This window comes from Cellulophaga sp. L1A9 (genome assembly GCF_009797025.1).
GTDB lineage: Bacteria > Bacteroidota > Bacteroidia > Flavobacteriales > Flavobacteriaceae > Cellulophaga.
In genome coordinates this window covers 2,976,922-2,995,072 of the sequence record NZ_CP047027.1, presented here as the reverse complement: position 1 = coordinate 2,995,072, position 18,151 = coordinate 2,976,922, and the positions used below count along the sequence as shown (strand labels likewise).

19 protein-coding genes are annotated in these 18,151 nt (G+C 33.9%); 5 read left to right on the top strand and 14 right to left on the bottom strand.

Features of this window, described 5'->3' with window-relative positions; translation table 11 throughout:
• Nucleotides 1-111: 111 nt before the first annotated feature.
• Genes GQR94_RS13020 through GQR94_RS13005 form a run of 4 tightly spaced genes read left to right on the top strand, consistent with a single transcriptional unit; the run spans nucleotide 112 to nucleotide 5,256 of the window.
• On the top strand, nucleotides 112-354 hold the full coding sequence (locus tag GQR94_RS13020; protein WP_158975906.1) for a hypothetical protein: 243 nt from the start codon (nucleotides 112-114) through the stop codon (nucleotides 352-354).
• Between the two features lie 10 nt (nucleotides 355-364).
• Nucleotides 365-1,516: a serine hydrolase gene (locus GQR94_RS13015; RefSeq protein ID WP_158975905.1), complete on the top strand. Its 1,152-nt coding sequence runs from the start codon at nucleotides 365-367 to the stop codon at nucleotides 1,514-1,516.
• A 55-nt stretch (nucleotides 1,517-1,571) separates the two neighbouring features.
• Nucleotides 1,572-4,043: a DUF2339 domain-containing protein gene (locus tag GQR94_RS13010; RefSeq protein WP_158975904.1), complete on the top strand. Its 2,472-nt coding sequence runs from the start codon at nucleotides 1,572-1,574 to the stop codon at nucleotides 4,041-4,043.
• On the top strand, nucleotides 4,024-5,256 hold the full coding sequence (locus GQR94_RS13005; protein ID WP_158975903.1) for a DUF3999 family protein: 1,233 nt from the start codon (nucleotides 4,024-4,026) through the stop codon (nucleotides 5,254-5,256). The genes GQR94_RS13010 and GQR94_RS13005 overlap by 20 nt, the downstream gene beginning before the upstream one ends.
• On the opposite strand, the gene rimO is transcribed toward GQR94_RS13005, so the two are convergent.
• Nucleotides 5,253-6,554 (bottom strand): 30S ribosomal protein S12 methylthiotransferase RimO, encoded by a 1,302-nt coding sequence (gene rimO / locus GQR94_RS13000; protein WP_158975902.1) that lies wholly within the window; start codon nucleotides 6,552-6,554, stop codon nucleotides 5,253-5,255. The genes GQR94_RS13005 and rimO overlap by 4 nt on opposite strands.
• Before the next feature lie 131 nt (nucleotides 6,555-6,685).
• Between rimO and GQR94_RS12995 the strand changes: the two genes are divergently transcribed.
• On the top strand, nucleotides 6,686-7,765 hold the full coding sequence (locus GQR94_RS12995) for a serine hydrolase (RefSeq protein WP_158975901.1): 1,080 nt from the start codon (nucleotides 6,686-6,688) through the stop codon (nucleotides 7,763-7,765).
• Here the strand turns inward: GQR94_RS12995 and GQR94_RS12990 are convergent.
• From GQR94_RS12990 to GQR94_RS12930, 13 genes are all read right to left on the bottom strand, one after another.
• Nucleotides 7,762-9,432, bottom strand: coding sequence for an amidase family protein (locus GQR94_RS12990; protein ID WP_158975900.1), 1,671 nt, complete (start codon nucleotides 9,430-9,432; stop codon nucleotides 7,762-7,764). The two genes, GQR94_RS12995 and GQR94_RS12990, sit on opposite strands and share 4 nt — an antisense overlap.
• A gap of 131 nt (nucleotides 9,433-9,563) precedes the next feature.
• Complete coding sequence (gene ftsY / locus GQR94_RS12985; protein WP_158975899.1) at nucleotides 9,564-10,523, bottom strand: signal recognition particle-docking protein FtsY; 960 nt, start codon at nucleotides 10,521-10,523, stop codon at nucleotides 9,564-9,566.
• A 198-nt stretch (nucleotides 10,524-10,721) separates the two neighbouring features.
• A complete protein-coding gene (locus GQR94_RS12980; protein ID WP_158975898.1) occupies nucleotides 10,722-10,874 on the bottom strand; it encodes a DUF4295 domain-containing protein in 153 nt (50 codons plus the stop codon).
• Between the two features lie 37 nt (nucleotides 10,875-10,911).
• The gene (gene rpmG / locus GQR94_RS12975; protein ID WP_024481505.1) at nucleotides 10,912-11,094 is read right to left on the bottom strand and encodes a 50S ribosomal protein L33; all 183 of its coding nucleotides are present in this window, start codon (nucleotides 11,092-11,094) and stop codon (nucleotides 10,912-10,914) included.
• A gap of 22 nt (nucleotides 11,095-11,116) precedes the next feature.
• Nucleotides 11,117-11,353 (bottom strand): 50S ribosomal protein L28, encoded by a 237-nt coding sequence (gene rpmB, locus GQR94_RS12970; RefSeq protein ID WP_013551188.1) that lies wholly within the window; start codon nucleotides 11,351-11,353, stop codon nucleotides 11,117-11,119.
• Nucleotides 11,354-11,427: 74 nt separating this feature from the next.
• A complete protein-coding gene (locus tag GQR94_RS12965) occupies nucleotides 11,428-12,678 on the bottom strand; it encodes a competence/damage-inducible protein A (RefSeq protein ID WP_158975897.1) in 1,251 nt (416 codons plus the stop codon).
• 1 nt (nucleotide 12,679) lies between these two features.
• Nucleotides 12,680-13,018, bottom strand: coding sequence for an Hpt domain-containing protein (locus tag GQR94_RS12960; protein ID WP_158975896.1), 339 nt, complete (start codon nucleotides 13,016-13,018; stop codon nucleotides 12,680-12,682).
• Between the two features lie 4 nt (nucleotides 13,019-13,022).
• Complete coding sequence (locus GQR94_RS12955; RefSeq protein WP_158975895.1) at nucleotides 13,023-13,634, bottom strand: fumarylacetoacetate hydrolase family protein; 612 nt, start codon at nucleotides 13,632-13,634, stop codon at nucleotides 13,023-13,025.
• 18 nt (nucleotides 13,635-13,652) lie between these two features.
• A complete protein-coding gene (locus tag GQR94_RS12950; protein WP_158975894.1) occupies nucleotides 13,653-14,564 on the bottom strand; it encodes a carboxypeptidase-like regulatory domain-containing protein in 912 nt (303 codons plus the stop codon).
• Complete coding sequence (locus GQR94_RS12945; RefSeq protein ID WP_013551183.1) at nucleotides 14,564-15,340, bottom strand: 3'-5' exonuclease; 777 nt, start codon at nucleotides 15,338-15,340, stop codon at nucleotides 14,564-14,566. Before GQR94_RS12945 ends, GQR94_RS12950 begins: the two co-directional genes overlap by 1 nt.
• A gap of 125 nt (nucleotides 15,341-15,465) precedes the next feature.
• Nucleotides 15,466-16,803 carry a dihydrolipoamide acetyltransferase family protein gene (locus GQR94_RS12940; protein WP_158975893.1) on the bottom strand — a complete coding sequence of 446 codons (1,338 nt, stop codon included), beginning with the start codon at nucleotides 16,801-16,803 and terminating at the stop codon, nucleotides 15,466-15,468.
• A gap of 89 nt (nucleotides 16,804-16,892) precedes the next feature.
• Nucleotides 16,893-17,510 (bottom strand): recombination mediator RecR, encoded by a 618-nt coding sequence (gene recR / locus GQR94_RS12935; protein WP_158975892.1) that lies wholly within the window; start codon nucleotides 17,508-17,510, stop codon nucleotides 16,893-16,895.
• Between the two features lie 52 nt (nucleotides 17,511-17,562).
• Entirely contained in the window at nucleotides 17,563-17,922 is a 360-nt protein-coding gene (locus tag GQR94_RS12930; protein WP_158975891.1) for a CoA-binding protein, read from the bottom strand.
• Between the last annotated feature and the right edge of the window lie 229 nt (nucleotides 17,923-18,151).

The following is an 18,151-nucleotide window of genomic DNA, read 5'->3' as shown; positions in this document are numbered from 1 at the left end:
GTTGTGCAAGTTCCTAATTTCTAACAAATTTCAAGTACTTTTAACTTTCCCTTTAGAAATATCACTGTATATAGGGATATAATAGATCTAAAAACCGATTAATTTTACACTATGAGCTCCAAAAAAATTAAGTTGATTTGGGATTTTCGAGGTCCTGCAGCTGCTAAAACCGCTGAACATCACGTAATTCACTTAAAAGAATTTATTGCCACGGAAAAGCTTCAGCTAAATATTACAGACGTCTTACACCTAAATGACATGTATAGCTTAGCTTTTTTAGTTGTGGAAGAATCTGAAATGCTAATCGTTAGAGATGCCTTAAAACCACACCGAGGAGAAATTTACAACCCTTAAAAAAAAACCAATGCTTTCTAAACCAATTAGCATTATCTTCTTTCTATTGCTTATCATTAGCTGTAAAGAGAAATCTAAAATAGAATTTTCGCATCCCATTGAATCTGCTTTAAAAGCTACTTCTCCCAAAATTAAAAACGTTATAGATAGTATTAATGCCTATGAGGTACAAATAAAATTCACTCAAATACGCAGGGAAAACAATGAGGTGTTTTTTACTGATTATGATTTTCAAACAAACAAAAACAATTACTTCTACCCTGCAAGCACTGTAAAATTACCTGTTGCTATTTTAGCTTTAGAAGAAATTAATAAAATACCGGATGTAAGTCTACACACCAAATTTTACATTGAAGGAGATACTATTGAAACGACTGTAGCCAAAGAAATAACTAAAATTTTTGCAGTTAGCGACAATGACGCTTACAACCGATTGTTTGAATTTTTAGGCCAAGATACTATAAACCAATCATTACATAAAAAAGGGATAGAAAATGTTCGTATTTCTCATCGACTGTCCATAGATGATGCGGACAATATTACCACCAAACCAATTGTCATTTATATGAATGACAGTACAACGCGAATACGCGAAAGACGAAGTAATGCAACCATCAAACCTCTTGTTCTTAACAACCTAAAAAAAGGGAAAGGCTATATAAATGAGGATGATGAACTTCTAAAAGAGCCCTTTGATTTTAGTTTTAAAAACTATTACTCCATTGACGCACAACACGAGGTATTAAAACGAATAATTTTTCCGGAGAAATTTAAAAAAGAAGAACGATTTAATTTAAGCGCTACACAAAGAGACTTCCTCCTTAATGCCATGCATACATTACCTCGAGAAGCAAGGTATGACTCTACTGAATATTATGACAGTTATGTAAAGTTTTTTATGTTTGGTGATCACCAAAAACCAATACCTAATACCATTGAGATTTATAATAAAGTAGGCTATGCATATGGTACGCTTACAGATTGCGCATACATAAGGGATAGTACCAACACTATTGAATTTCTACTTACGGCTACAATTTTAGTAAACAACAACCAAATATTTAATGACAACACCTACGAATATGACACTATCGGAATTCCTTTTTTAGCAGAACTCGGCCGACAATTGTATGACCAAGAACTTCAACAAAAAAAGCAATAAGTAGCCCTAAAGAGGAGTTATCCTTACGTTATACCTTAGTTTTTATATAAAACACATGAACAACCAACACGACCAGATAAAACTACTTGAGCAAAAACTTGAAGAACTTTTAGCCAAGCAAGAAAATTTTGCCAAAAACCTAATGGCTGCTTATAGAGAAATTGAACAACTCAAAAAAGAGCAACCCCAACAATCTACCCCTATACACGCACCAGAAGAAACTGCTGTTGTTCAAAAAAATACGGAAGAACCAGAAACTACAGCAAAAAACGTCATAGCATCTGCGGAAATCTCAGAAGAGCACATCCAATCGGAGAATATTGCATCGCCTATAAAAAAAGAGCCCATACAAGAAGTAACTGATAAAATTTTACGCGAACCTCAAAAAGAATCTCCTATAAATACGGATGCTGAAAATGAAAGAATTAGTGCAAGTACGCCCAAAAAACCAGAAACAAAATCGAACTTAGAAAAGTTCATTGGCGAAAATCTAATTAATAAAGTTGGTATTCTTATTACTATTATCGGGGTTATAATTGGTGTAAAATATAGTATTGAAAATAATCTTATAAGTCCACTTACGCGTATTATTTTAGGCTACTTACTTTCCTTTGGAATATTAGGCGTTGGTTTAAAACTAAAAGAAAAATACTTAAATTTTAGTGCTGTTCTAGTGAGTGGCGCCATAACAATGATGTATTTCATAACTTTTATGGCTTATAATTTTTACGGCCTATTCCCGCAACTCGTCGCCTTTGGACTAATGACATTACTAACTGCTTTTACAGTAGTGGCCGCCATAAATTACGAGAAGCAAATTATTGCTCATTTAGGATTAGTAGGCGCCTACGCAATACCATTCTTACTAAGTAATGACTCAGGAAATGTAACTGCTCTTTTTAGTTATATGAGTATTCTTAATATCGGTATTTTAATAATTTCATTCAAAAAATACTGGAAATCACTTTACTATGTCTCCTTCGGATTTTCCTGGATCATCTATTTAGCTTGGGTTATAGATGACTACTTCCCTGAAGAAGATTTTAAACTTGCATTTGCTTTCTTGAGCATCTTTTTTGTCCTCTTTTATTGTATGTTTTTAGCCTATAAAACAATAAGAAATGAAAAATTTCAAGCAGCAGATATTGTTTTGCTTTTCATTAACTCATTCTTCTTTTACGGTATAGGTTTTTATTTACTAGAATCACATTCGGCCTACAGCCAAGAATTCTTAGGGCTCTTTACACTTGGGAATGCTATGATACATTTTATTCCGACTGTTGTTATTTACAAGAAGAAACTAGTCGATAAAAAATTATTTTATTTGATAGCCGCATTGGTACTAACTTTTATTACAATTACCATCCCTGTTCAATTAGATGGAAGCTGGGTGACTATACTGTGGTCATTAGAAGCGGTAATACTTTTCTGGTTTGCTACCACAAAAAATATAACAATTTACAAGAACTTAGCATATCTATTAATGGCACTAGCTTTTATTAGTTTACTAGAAGATTGGTCCCATGCTTACAGCATGTACACAACTACAGAAAGGTTCACACCTATATTCAATAGCAACTTCTTAAGCTCCTTCCTTGTCATGGGCGCATTCGGATTTATTATTTGGTTAAATGAAGCTAAAAAGTATCAAATTACAGCTGTTCCAAAAAAAGCTTTTGATAAAATGATGGCACTACTAATCCCTATTGCACTACTTCTAATTTGCTATGTAGCATTTGCCTTGGAAATAGATACCTATTGGGAGCAACAGTATATAGACTCTTTTATTAAATACAGCTCTGAAGATGGCGCGTTAACCAACACCGGGAATTATAATTTAATGGACTTTAAAAGCATTTGGCTCATAAACTACACCCTTTTATTCTTCTCTATTCTAGCTATCCTTAATATTAAAATTATAAAAAGTAAACTCTTAGCGGTCTCCAACTTTATAATAAACACCTTACTTAGTTTCATTTTCCTAATTGGAGGCTTATTCATTATAAGCACACTTCGGGAAAATTACATCGCACAATATCTGGGTGAATATTATGAAATTGGAAGTGTTTATTTATACATAAGATACATCTCTTTAGCCTTTTTAGCATTCCTAATTTATACCCTATACCTATATAGCAAACAAGAATACCTGAATTTGAAAATTAAAAAAGCTTTTGAAATATTTCTATATTTAATAGCCATCTGGGTATTAAGCAGCGAACTTTTACACTGGATGGATCTTGCCGGATCTTCGGGATTATACAAAATGAATTTAAGCATCCTCTGGGGAGCTTATTCCTTATTCATGGTTGTTATTGGAATTTGGAAAAGAAAAAAGCACATACGTATCAGTGGAATTAGTCTATTTGGACTTACTCTTGTAAAACTTTTCTTTTATGACATAGCAGATTTAGATACCCTATCTAAAACTATTGTATTCGTATCCTTAGGATTACTTTTATTATTAATTTCATTTTTATATAACAAATACACCAAACAGATTGAAAATGACCCGAAAGACTTATAACCTTTTATTTGCGCTGTTTTTAGTGAGTACAGGCCTCCTTGCTCAAATGAAAACCTACCAATACAAACGAGAAATAAAGGATATTTCAGAGCAATGGCACAGTATAGAAATACCTGAATCTCTTTACGGAAAGACGAAAATGAATCTTGCTGATATTCGGATTTATGGTATTTCAAAAAAGGATACTATAGAAGTGCCTTATGCCTTGAATACGAAAAAGAGTATTGAAAAAATTAATGATGTAGCTTTCAACTTATTAAATGAAAGCCATACGAAAGACAAGTATTTTTATACGTTTAAAGTCGATAATGATTCTAAAATCAATGAAATCTATTTAAATTTTAATAAACTTAATTTTGATTTTAACATCAAAATAGAAGGAGGACATGATGAAAAACAGTGGTATACTATTGAAGAAAACTACCGCATGCTGTCTATTGAGAATGGATTAACTAGTTTTAAATTCACTACAGCTAAAATTCCAACTTCTACCTATAGTTACTACAGAATTACAGCAAATACTTTGGAGGATCCAGAATTAAAAAGTGCTAAAATTTTTGAAAATAATACCATTCCAGCGGAATACAATTCCTATGTGCCGGTTAAAACAGAAGTAACAAAAAATCAGAAAACAAAAGAAAGTATCGTTCTTGTAGAATTAAAAAACGCAGTACCGCTAAGTCACATAAAAGTAAACATCTTAGATGATGTAAATTACTTAAGGCCAATTCACATAAGTTATATTACAGATAGTACCAAGACCGCCAAAGGATGGCACTATGATTACCGAAGTTTATCCTCAAGTATTCTGAGTTCTATTAATAAGAATGAATTTAATTTTATCAGTACTAGAGTTAAAAAGCTGAAAATCACCATTAGCAATCAGGACAACCAAGCCCTTAAGATTGGTACTATTGAACTGAAAGGATATAAACACGAATTAATTGGACGATTCAATGAACCCGCCCAATATTTTTTAACCTATGGAAACCCAACAGCCTCTGAACCCATTTATGATATTAATTTAATGGATAATGTGGTTCCTAAAACCGCCAAAGCAGTGGTATTAGGAAAAGAATTAAGCAGTGAAGCTAAAATACAAGAGCCCGAAGCTAAACCTTTATTCGAAGATAAAAAATGGCTTTGGGCTATTATGATTTTAATAATTACACTGATAGGCTACTATACTATTAAAATGATTAAGAAGACCTAAACAGGTTCTCCATACAAATCAAAATCGGCCGCTTCTGTGATCTTTATATTCACAAAATCGCCCACTTTTAAATAGTATTTTGCAGCATCAATAAGCACTTCATTATCTACATCTGGAGAATCAAATTCTGTTCTACCAACAAAATGAGGTCCTTCTTTTCTATCAATAATACAACGAAGTGTCTGTCCCACCTTTTCTTGGTTTAACTCCCAAGATATTTGGGATTGAATTTCCATAATTTCAGAAGCACGTTCTTGTTTTACGTCTTCAGGAACATCGTCTACCAAAGTATAAGCATGTGTATTTTCCTCATGACTATAGGTAAAACATCCTAAACGTTCAAAACGCATTTCTTCTACCCAACTTTTCAACGTCTGATAATCTTCTTCTGTTTCTCCTGGATACCCAACAATTAAAGTAGTTCTAATTGCCATTTCAGGAACCAAAGCTCTAAAATCGCGCAACAACTTTGTCGTTTTTTCTTTAGTAGTACCTCTGCGCATACTTTTCAAAATTGAATCTGAAATATGCTGAAGCGGAATATCTAAATAATTACAAATTTTTGGTTCTTTTTTCATTAATTCCAATACATCCATTGGAAACCCTGTTGGAAAAGCATAATGCAAACGAATCCATTCAATACCATCCACCTTTACTAATGCTTCAAGAAGCTCGGCAAGGTTTCTTTTCTTATAGATATCTAAACCATAGTACGTTAAATCTTGAGCAATTAAAATTAATTCTTTAACTCCGTTTGCCGCTAATTTTTCAGCTTCTATAACCAAATTTTCTATTGGTGTACTTTTATGCTTTCCACGCATGATAGGAATGGCACAAAAAGAACAAGGTCTATCACAACCTTCTGCTATTTTCAAATAGGCGTAATTCTTAGGAGTAGTTGTTAATCTTTCTCCTATCAACTCATGTTTATAATCTGCTCCTAATGCTTTTAATAAACCCGGTAATTCCGTAGTACCAAAATATTCATCTACATTCGGAATTTCCTTTTGTAAATCTGGCTTATAACGCTCACTTAAACATCCAGTTACAAAAACTTTATCTACAACCCCTGCTTCTTTTTTTTGCACAAATTCTAAAATCGTATTCACGCTTTCTTCTTTGGCATTTTTAATAAATCCGCAGGTATTAATTACGACAATATTTCCTTCTCCTTCATGTACAACGTCCTTTTTATTGGCTTTTAGTTGTCCCATTAAAATTTCCGAATCGTAAACATTTTTGGAGCAACCCAATGTTACGACGTTAATTTTATTCTTCTTAAGTGTTTTTGTGCGCATAGCTTTAATTAAAGTGCAAAAATACAACAAGGAAAAAGATCACACTTATTTATATTCATTTTTATTGATGTTGCGTTATGTTAGTATTAAACCATTACAAAGCTTAAGGGTCCTACCACAAAACCAGTATTATGACACATAAAACATCCTTTATTTATACATTTTTAATTTTGTTTGTTTTTTCATGTTCTACGGATTCAGAACCTACAGATACCGAAGAAGGAAGTACTGAAAATAGTTATTTCCCTACAGTTGGATCTGACACTTGGCAAACTAAATCTCCAGAAGAACTAAACTGGAATACAGATGAAATACCCACTTTACTAAACTATTTAGAAGATACCAATAGTAAAAGTTTCATGATATTACATGAGGGTAAAATTATCATAGAACATTATATGAACGAACATACCCAATCTAAGATATGGTATTGGGCAAGTTCAGGAAAAACATTAACATCAGCAACCACCGGTATTGCCCAAGAAGAAGGACTATTAAATATTAATAACAAAGTTTCAGACTATTTAGGCACGGGTTGGACGAGCACTCCCCTAGCTAAAGAGAATGTAATCACTCTTAAAAATTTATTGCAAATGGATTCTGGATTAGACGATACTTTAGGCGACGATGTAAGCACAGAAAATTTGCAATATATTGCAGATGCTGGCTCAAGATGGGCATACCACAACGTTTACGTTAAATTACAGGATATTATCGCAACAGCAAGTAACAGCACTTGGAAAGAATATTTTAATACTTCATTGAGAGATAAAATAGGAATGACAGGAAATTGGACAAACCTAAGCAATCTTAGTGTCTATTGGAGTGATACAAGAAGTATGGCCCGCTTTGGGTTACTCATTTCCAGAAATGGTCAATGGGAAGGCTCACAAATAATTCCTAATGATTACCTACATAGCGCCATAAATACCTCTCAAGACATCAACAAATCATACGGCTATCTATGGTGGTTAAATGGAAAACAACGTTATCATTTACCACAATCCCAATTAGAATTTGACGGTTCTTTAATTCCAAATGCTCCTAATGACATGTATGCTGCCCTAGGTAAAAATGATCAAAAAATCTATATCATTCCCAGCAGAGACCTTGTAATTATTAGAATGGGCGAAGCTGCTGCGGATGAAAATTTTGCACTTTCTACATTTGACAATGACCTTTGGGCGCTAATAAATAATGTTATCAATTAATCAAATCCTTTAGGCATTTTCCTAAGCTTTGTTGCATTTTCAAAAGCAGCACCAAGTTGCAACAACTTATCTTCCTCAAATTGTTTCGCTATAAACGTTAAACTGATGGGCTCTCCTGTTGTTTTATACCCCATTGGCACCGTCAAAGCTGGATATTTTGCCGCAGCGGCATAACCCGCATGATAATTATTGATACTTAAAATAGCATCCAAGTTATCTCGTTCCAATACCTCATCAAAATAAATTCTACTTTTCTGTTCCAAATCAGCAATGATAACCTTTAAGCTTTCAGAAGAAGTGGTATCTGCAACTATTCCTTCAAACAAACCCTGACCATAAGGAATTCTAGTGAGTGAATCTTGTTTATTAAACAAGATAACATCTTCAATAGAAGTTACTTTAACGACTTTTTTATTCTTTACATTTTGCTCAATATAGCTTGGCAAATCATTCTTCATGTCAATATTCAAAATACTTAAAAAACCAGGCAACTCTAATTCTTCTGGAGTAAAAACAACAACCGTAGCACCTAGTGACCTTATCGTCGCAATAGTTGCTGCATAAATAGAGTCGGACGCCATTAACGTCTCAAAAGCCCCAAAGCGCTTACCTTCCAATGAAGCAGGTTTAATAAGCGCCTCCGTATAATTTTTAAAGGTATCTACTGATTTTACGTCTGAAAGATCTTTACCTGTCATTGCAGATAGCAGGATGGCATTATCTATCGTGTTTTTAGTCATAGGTCCAGGCGTATCAAGCGTACTTGAAATAGGCACAATGCCACTTCTACTCAACAAACCAATGGTAGGCTTTAAACCTACTACAGAATTCTGACTTGAAGGAGAAAGTATTGATCCTGAAGTTTCTGTACCTACTGCAGCTACGGCGTAATTTGCTGCTATCGAAGTACCACTCCCTGCACTAGAGCCACCAGTTTCAAAAACTTTGCGCCCATAAGGGTTCAACGTTTGACCTCCAACAGCACTATACCCTACTGGACAACCTTTACATAAAAAGTAAGCCCATTCACTTAAATTTACTTTACCTAAAATTAAGGCTCCATGCTCCTTTAAACGTTCTACAATAAAAGCGTCATCAGTTTCATTCGCCATTAAAGCTATAGCACCCGCAGTAGTATTCATACCAAAAGTATCTATATTATCTTTAAGCAAAATTGGCATTCCATAAATAAGATGTCTACCCGAATTTGGATTTCTAGCCAGTTCCTGATCACATGCTCGCGCCTCTTTTAAAATATCTTTATTTAAGGCTAGTATTGTGTTTAGCGTGGTTTCATTATTTAATTCATATTTATAAATACGATACAAATAAAACAACACAAGGTTTTCGTAGCTTAAATTTCCATCCTTTATATTGGCTTGTATTGTTGGAATGTTTTGTTCTAAAACAAAAGGCTTCCATTTTTCATAATCTAGTTCAGAAATTTTTGAAACTTCATCATATAATGGAAGAAACACATCATTCTTATCTAAAACCTTAGATTGTATCAGCTTGTATTGCATCCGTGCAATCTTATGATTTGCATTCCCTGCAATTTCCAATGAATCATTATAAGGATGCCAAATAACTTGTGCTTTTTCCGTCACATTTTTCTCTTTACAAGAGAACACAAAAAAGAGCATAAAGAGTACAACAAGGTTTTTCATATATTCTATAATTTTTATTTTAAAAATAGTAAAAATGTATAACAAAAACATCACAGCCGTCCTAAACAAAAAAAATCTCTAAGCTTCCATAGAATAGAATGCTTAGAGATTTTCGATAAGAGTAACTATTCTTATTTATTACTGAAGAAAGAATCTACAAATTCATACTTATTGAAAACCTGAAGATCTTCAATTCCTTCACCTACTCCAATATACCGAACTGGAATTTGAAACTGATCTGAAATACCAATTACTACGCCGCCCTTTGCTGTACCATCTAATTTAGTTACCGCCAAAGAAGTAACATTTGTAGCTTTCGTAAACTGTTTTGCTTGCTCAAAAGCATTCTGACCGGTAGAGCCATCTAAAACTAAGAGCACATCATTTGGAGTGTCTGGAACAACTTTTTGCATGACCCGACTCACTTTTGAAAGCTCATTCATTAGGTTTACTTTATTATGAAGCCGACCTGCTGTATCAATAATAACAATATCAGCATCACTCTTTACAGCAGAACTTAGGGTATCAAACGCTACAGAGGCAGGATCACTCCCCATCTGTTGCTTAACAATAGGAATACCGACTCTATCTGCCCATATTTGCAATTGGTCTATAGCTGCCGCTCTGAAAGTATCTCCTGCTCCCAAAACAACTTTATACCCTTGTTTTTTAAATTGATATGCTAATTTTCCAATAGTTGTGGTTTTACCTACTCCGTTGACACCAACAACCATAATCACATAAGGTTTTTTACCCTTAGGAATGGTAAACTCTACATCTTCTCCAGAATTTGTTTCTGAAAGCAAACGTGCAATTTCCTCCCTTAAAATTTCATTAAGCTCATCTGTACCAACATACTTATCCTTAGCAACCCTTGCTTCTATTCCTTTGATAATTTTCAAAGTGGTAGCTACACCCACATCGGAAGCAACTAAAACCTCTTCTAAATCATCAAGAACATCATCATCTACCTTTGATTTACCAGCTACGGCCTTACTTAATTTTCCAAAAAATGAAGTTTTGGATTTCTCAAGACCCTTATCAAGTGTTTCTTTCTTTTGAGAAGAAAATATCTTTTTGAATAAACTCATAGTGTTAAAAAATTCGTTGTATCAAATATATGAAACATACTTGATTAATACTTAAACAAAATAATTGAATGCCCCGATAGGATCCTTGTTTCGATCACAGATTTAAAAGACGAATCGACCCTAATTACTTCAGTTATAAAAACAAAAAAGCCACTCTCTTTACGAAAGTAGCTTATATCAATATAAAATTGAAATGTCTTATTTTTTAGTCAACCAAGCACTAACCTCTTCAGGTGCCATAACTGATTCTGTAAATGTATAAGCACCAGATTTAGGTGACTTAATCATTTTTATAGCCTTAGTCAATCTTTTAGAACTGGTTTGTAAACTTGCTACCGTCTTCTTTGCCATGTTTTATAATTTTTATCATTCCCGTAGAGACGGAAAATTACTTAATTTCTTTATGAACAGTCATTTTCTTTAGAATTGGATTGAATTTCTTAAGCTCAATTCTATCAGGAGTGTTCTTCTTGTTTTTTGTTGTAATGTATCTTGAAGTACCAGGTTGTCCTGATTCCTTATGCTCTGTACATTCCAAAATCACTTGGATTCTATTGCCTTTCTTAGCCATTATACTAGATTATTTTTTCGGATTACTTAGTTAATCCATTTGCTTTAGCTTCTTTCAATACTGCACTTATACCTTTCTTATTGATAGATTTTAATGCACGCGCAGATACCTTCAAAGTAACCCAACGGTCTTCTTCTTCAATATAGAAACGCTTTTTAGAAAGATTTACGTTAAATCTTCTTCTTGTTTTATTGATGGAAAACGAAACGTTGTTTCCAAACATAGCTCTCTTTCCGGTAATCTCGCAAACTTTTGACATATCGCTAGGGTTTGTGTTATTTTTAAACAGGATGCAAATTTATATCTTTTTTATCGGACGTACAAAATTCTTTTTTAATATTTTAAAATTTCTTTTTGCAGCATCTCAAGTGCCTTATTTACAGACCTTTGCACAACCCTTTCTCGCTGACTTCCCATCATAAACTTCTCAGAATACACTCCTTTTGGTGTTGCGATTGCAATAAACACCGTTCCAACCTCCTTATCGGAGTCTCCTTTTGACGGTCCAGCGTTCCCCGTAGTAGCTATTGAAAAATCTGTTTTTAGGATTTCCCGAACATTAATTGCCATAGCTTCGGCTACTTGAGCGCTTACCACCGAATGCATCTCAATAACCTCTTTTGAGACTTTTAAAACGTTAATCTTAGCTTCGGTAGCATAACTTACCACACTTCCTTTGAAATACGCAGACGCACCTGGCATGGCCGTAATAAGTTCCGCTATCGTTCCTCCCGTAAAACTTTCAGCAGTAGACAATGACATTTTTTTAGAAGTTAATAATTTCGCAATTACAGCTTCAATAGTTTCATCATCTTCTTCACCATAAACAACATCATCAATTAGACCGTAAAGCTTCCTAATTTCTTGTGCCATAATACCTTCCACAATTTCCTTAACAGGTCCTTTACTGCTTAAGCGTAAACGCACTTTCCCTAAACTTGGAAGGTATGCTAGCTTAATACTTGAAGGCAATGCACTCTCCCAATCTGAAATACGATCAGCCAGAGCACTTTCTCCTATGCCATAGGTAATTATTGTTTTATGAAGAATAAAAGGCCTCTTAAACTCTTTTTGAATTTTAGGAATAACCTCTTCCAAAATAAGGTGCTTCATTTCAAAAGGAACCCCAGGTAGCGAGACAAATACAGTATTGTTTTTTGTCATCCACATACCAGGCGCTGTACCATTTGCATTTTGAAGGACCGTTGCCGTACTTGGCACCAAAGCCTGATCAATATTTACTTGCAAAAGAGGAGCAGTGGATAGATATTTTTGAAACAATTCTTTGATATGAACTAAAACCATATCATTCTGGACCAGGTGGTCTTCAAAATATTCACATAGAGTATGCTTGGTAATATCATCTTTAGTAGGCCCTAACCCACCTGTAATTAAAACAATATCTACGCGTGACTCTGCATCTTTTAAGGCTTGAAGAATGTGCTTTTTATCATCTTGAACAGATGTAATCTGATAAATTGAAACACCAATTTTATTAAATTCCTTCCCTATAAAGGCCGAATTTGTATCCACTATCTGACCGATAAGAATTTCGTCACCAATGGTAATTATCTCTGCATTCATTTTAAAGAGCAAAGTCTTTTTTAAGTTCCGATATTACTTGATGGATGTCTTTTTTTAGAATAGGAAATATTTGATCTAACGCTGGGTTTTCATCCCCAACTTTACCCATATTCTCTATATCTAAAGCTGCTGCACGAGTCTGCTCCATTCCTAACAAATCTACATTAGGCTTAATTTTGTGTGCTAATTGATATATATTAGAATAGTTCTTCTCATTTATAGCAACCTCCAACTGCTCTAAATCTTCAGGAACCTCATCGAGAAAAGCAGAGACAACGGATTGAATAAAGTCTTCATCACCATCTGCTAACTCATTAATTTTATCCAAACTGTAAATCATTTTTTTATTTAATATTTACATTAAACATTTCTACACCTTCTAACCTACCTGAAAGGTAGTCATTAGTTTTAACACTTCCAACACCTGCCGGAGTACCTGTGAAAATTACATCTCCCTTTTTTAAAGTAAAAAATGTACTCACATATGCAATTAACTCATCTATCTTCCAGAGCATCAAGTTGGTATTTCCATCTTGAACTATTTCATCATTCTTCAATAATTGAAAACCTAAATTATCAATATTTTCAAACTTTTCTTTAGCCACCCAAGCTCCAATTACAGCTGCTCCATCAAACCCCTTTGCTTTCTCCCAAGGCAAACCTTTCTCTTTTAGCACTTGTTGCACATCTCTTGCCGTAAAATCTATTCCCAAGCCTATTTCATCATAATAATTAGATGCAAATTTTTCTGAAATATGCTTTCCAACTTTTTTTATCTTAACCAAAACTTCTACCTCATAATGAATATCATTAGAGAATTCTGGGATATAGAAATCTTGTTCCTTAGGTAAAACGGAAGAATCTGGCTTAATAAAAACCACAGGATCTTTGGGTTTTTCATTTTGCAATTCAGCAATATGCGCCGCGTAATTCCTTCCGATACAAATAATTTTCATACGAGAATTTTATTAAATTTACTTTTTTGATAATTTTAAACTCACTGCGGGTATAAGGTTTCCTGTTTTGTTTTTAGATTTAACTACAAAATCTGTCCATTCGCCCATACCATATACCATAACTTTAAAGTTCTGATTTTTATTGTAAACCCCACCAAAAGTAGGCGCAAATCTATCCTCAACCAGCAAGGCATTCGTAATATTATGTTTTCCTGTATTTTTATACCAATTACTTGGCACAAACAACCACTCTAACCCTATATAAACACCAGCTCGAGGCATTTGTATCTGAAGCGCAGATAAGTCTAATGAAACATAGTCTCTATCCACGTCTGCCTCCAAAACAAAACTTTTTCGCAACAAATCTTTAGTCGGCTTTTTAGTTTCCTTATCTACATCATAAACCCGCACCCTAAATTTTGAAGCTTCTCTTTTAAATTCAGAATTGTTCTGGAAAAATATAGTAACCTTATCTAGATATTTTTTTTGCTGTCCTATATTAGGATAATACAAAGCCAATACCCAAGGGGTTGATGACGATGAGAATCCGCTTTTTATGCTATAACTACTTATTGGATTCAACACATCTGAATTCCCTAAAGTCTCCGAAACAACAACTTCGTTAAGCTCAAATGATTCAGGAACCAGATCAAAGCGCTTGGCTTTAAAAATCTGCGCAGCATTTACAATCGTATCTTTATAGCCTAAAGAGGAAATATGAAGCTGCTTCTCTAGGAATGACGAAGACAAATCCATAAAAAAATGACCTTCTTCATCCGAGGAAGTCCCTTTCAATGTGTTTAAAAAACTTAAATTCACAAAAGGAATTGTCTCCTCTGTTTTGCTATCATAAACAACACCCTCAAAATAAATATCTTGCGCCGTAACCAGATTTAAACCTAAAATAAACAATAAAAAATAGCGCAACATTAGCCTAGTTTATTATTCAACTTACTCAACTTAATCTGAGTTAATATCTTTTTAGTATACAAAGGAAAATCAGCATTTAAGATCCAACTAAAGTACCCTGGTTCTTTAGCCAATACATCATGAACCTTTTTACCCTTATGCTTCCCAAAAGAAAACACTTCTTCTTCATCTTCATCGAGGATTATAAACCCTGCAAAATCTACTGTTCTTTTATGTGACGAAAATTCTGCCAACATTTTCATGTTATTCTCTAATTCTGGATAACGATCTAATTGCGACAATAAAACCTCATAGGTAGCATTTGTATCTGCCGCAGCACTATGCGCATCTATCAAATCTTTATCACAATAGAACTTATAAGCAGCTCCAAGAGTTCTCTTTTCCATTTTATGAAAGATGGTTTGCACATCTACTGCAACTCTATTTTTCATATCAAAATCTATCTCAGATCGCAACATTTCTTCCGCCAATAATGGAATATCGAATCGATCAGAGTTAAACCCCCCTAAATCACTATCCTTAATCATATTGTAAATATCCTTAGACAACTCTTTAAAAGTAGGCTCATTAGCAACCTTTTCATTTGTAATACCATGAACAGCAATTACCTCATCAGGAATAACCATTTCTGGATTTACCAACCAAGTTTTACTTTCTTTATTTCCGTTAGGATGAATTTTAAGAATCGCTATTTCTACAACTCGATCTTTGGCTACATTGATACCTGTTGTCTCTAAATCGAAAAAACAAATAGGACGCGTTAATTTTAATTGCATTTTTAAAGAATTTATTCAAAGATAGTTTATTCAAAATTTAAGAAAAAAACTAGGGCAAATTAAATATGTGTAGAACAAAAAAGCTTCCAAAAAGGAAGCTTTTTTTATTATTTATATTCCCTTAATTAAACTTCTCTGTTCACATCCCAAGCTTCTAAGAAATCTGCTACTGCTTTCACAAACATACCTCCTAGCGCCCCATTTACAACCCTATGATCATAACTGTGAGATAAAAACATTTTACTTCTAATACCTATAAAATCTCCTTCAGGAGTTTCTATCACAGAAGGCACTTTTCGTATTGCTCCTAATGCAAGAATTCCTACTTGTGGCTGATTGATAATAGGTGTACCAAAAACACTTCCGAAAGTACCTACGTTTGTTACGGTGTACGTACCATCTTTTATTTCGTCTGGCTTCAATTTATTATTCCTACTTCTAGCTGCCAAATCATTAACCGCCTTAGCCATACCGACTAGATTTAATTGATCTGCATTTTTAATTACAGGCACAATTAGATTTCCATCAGGCAAAGCTGCCGCCATCCCTATATTAATATTTTTCTTTTTAACTACTACATCACCATCCAAAGATATATTCATCATTGGATATTTCTTTAGCGCAAAAGCTACTGCTTCCATAAAAATAGGAGTAAACGTTAGTTTCTCTCCCTCTCTTTTCTCGAAGCTAATTTTATTTTTATTTCTCCAATTAACAACATTGGTAACATCTACTTCAATAAAACTTTGCACGTGTGCCGATGTAGAAATACTTTCGCGCATATACTGAGCGATAAGTTTCCCCATTCTACTCATAGGAATTACCTCATCACCATTCGTCGTTTTTGGGTTTGAAGAAACTTCATTAGCAGCAACCATATTCTTAGCAGGTGCAGAATTTGGCACAGGTGTTACTTCACGATCCGTATTCATAGAATTTCCTGATGTACGACTTGCTACATAATCCAGAATATCGTTTTTAGTAACTCTACCATCTTTACCGGTTCCTGCTACTTCATCTAACTCCGCTACAGAAACACCTTCTTCTTTCGCTATATTTTTCACCAAAGGAGAATAGAACCGATCTGTACCACTATAATCTGATACAGATGCACTAACACCTTCTTTAACAACATCCATTTCTTGTTCAATGGAAGTCGCTTCTTCTTTCGCTGCAGCAACTGGCTTACTATCCTGAAGATCAACAGCTTCAGGTGCATCCCCTTGAATTTCAATTATTGCAACTGTTTGTCCAACCGATATTACATCATCGATGTTAAAAAGCTTCTCTACCAAAACACCTTCCACTTCACTAGGCACTTCGGAATCTACTTTATCTGTAGCAATTTCAAAAACCGCTTCATCCATTTCAATAGTATCACCCACTTCCTTTAACCAAGTGGTTAGTGTTGCCTCTGCAACACTCTCGCCCATTTGGGGTAATTTTAATTCAAACTTTGACATATCATCAATTAATATACTTATTCAGAATAATTTTTTGCGAAAATAATAAAAATATAGTCTTTTACTTAAATTTAGTACAACTATTTTATTTATGCTTTCATAGAGTTTTCGAATGGAATTCGGTTTAAAATACTACGTCCCAAGGTAATTTCGTCTGCATATTCCAGTTCATCACCCACAGCAATTCCTCTAGCAATAGTAGATGTTTTTATAGCCGCTCCTTCTATTTGCTTAAAGATATAAAAATTAGTAGTATCCCCTTCCATGGTAGAACTTAGCGCAAAGATAAGTTCACTTACGCCACCTTTCTTTACTTTATCAACCAATGAAACAATGGTCAAGTCTTGAGGACCTACACATTCCATCGGTGAAATTTTACCACCCAAAACATGATACAAGCCCCTAAACTGTCCTGTATTCTCTATAGCCATAACATCCCTAACATCTTCCACTACACAGATTACTGTAGCATCTCTTTTGGTATTTGCACATATTTCACAAAGCGCAACATCAGATATATTATGACAGTTGGAGCAAAATTTTATCTGCTTTCTTAACTTTTCTAATGCACTTGTTAAATGTGATGTTTGCTCTTCTGGTTGTTTTAATAAATGCAATGCCAAACGCAATGCCGTTCGCTTTCCGATCCCTGGCAATTGTGAAATTTCATAAACTGCATTTTCCAATAATTTTGAAGAAAATTCCATAGTTGTAAAATTACGACATTATGAGTTTTATTTCTTACTTATAGAAGAGAATTTAAAATTGATTTGTAGCCAACAAAACTAGTGTGCAAGCCACCTCAACTTCAATATTATTCTTTTCAAGTAAGGTATAGAAATCTGGATTCTCTGTTCCTGGATTAAAAATTACACGCTTAGGGTTTAAATTTATTATTTTTTGATAATACTCTTCTTGGGATTTTGGATTTAAATACAAAGTAACCGTGTGTATATTTTGAAAATCGACAAAATTAGTCTTAATTTGCACTCCGTAAAGAATACCTCCTTTTAAGCCAAAAGCTTCTGTTTTAATGGATTTTTCTGTTAGTTTTTTTATAGCTACATTACTATATCTGCTTGATTTTAACGAAGCGCCTATTACGAGAGTTTTTTGCATTTTACCGAAAATGATGTTAAAAATTGTTAATTAATGTAATTATTATATGAATTTTGCGTCTATTAGTAAACTAAAGATATTATGAATTTGTCGTTAATGCTGTATTTTTATAGTTAATGGTTAGTGTTTAGTGCACATTATCGATAATAGAAACCCTCATGTAAATGAGGGTTTTGTTTTTTATACCCCCCAGATCACTCTTTTCCTTCCTTTCCAAGAGCAAATAGCA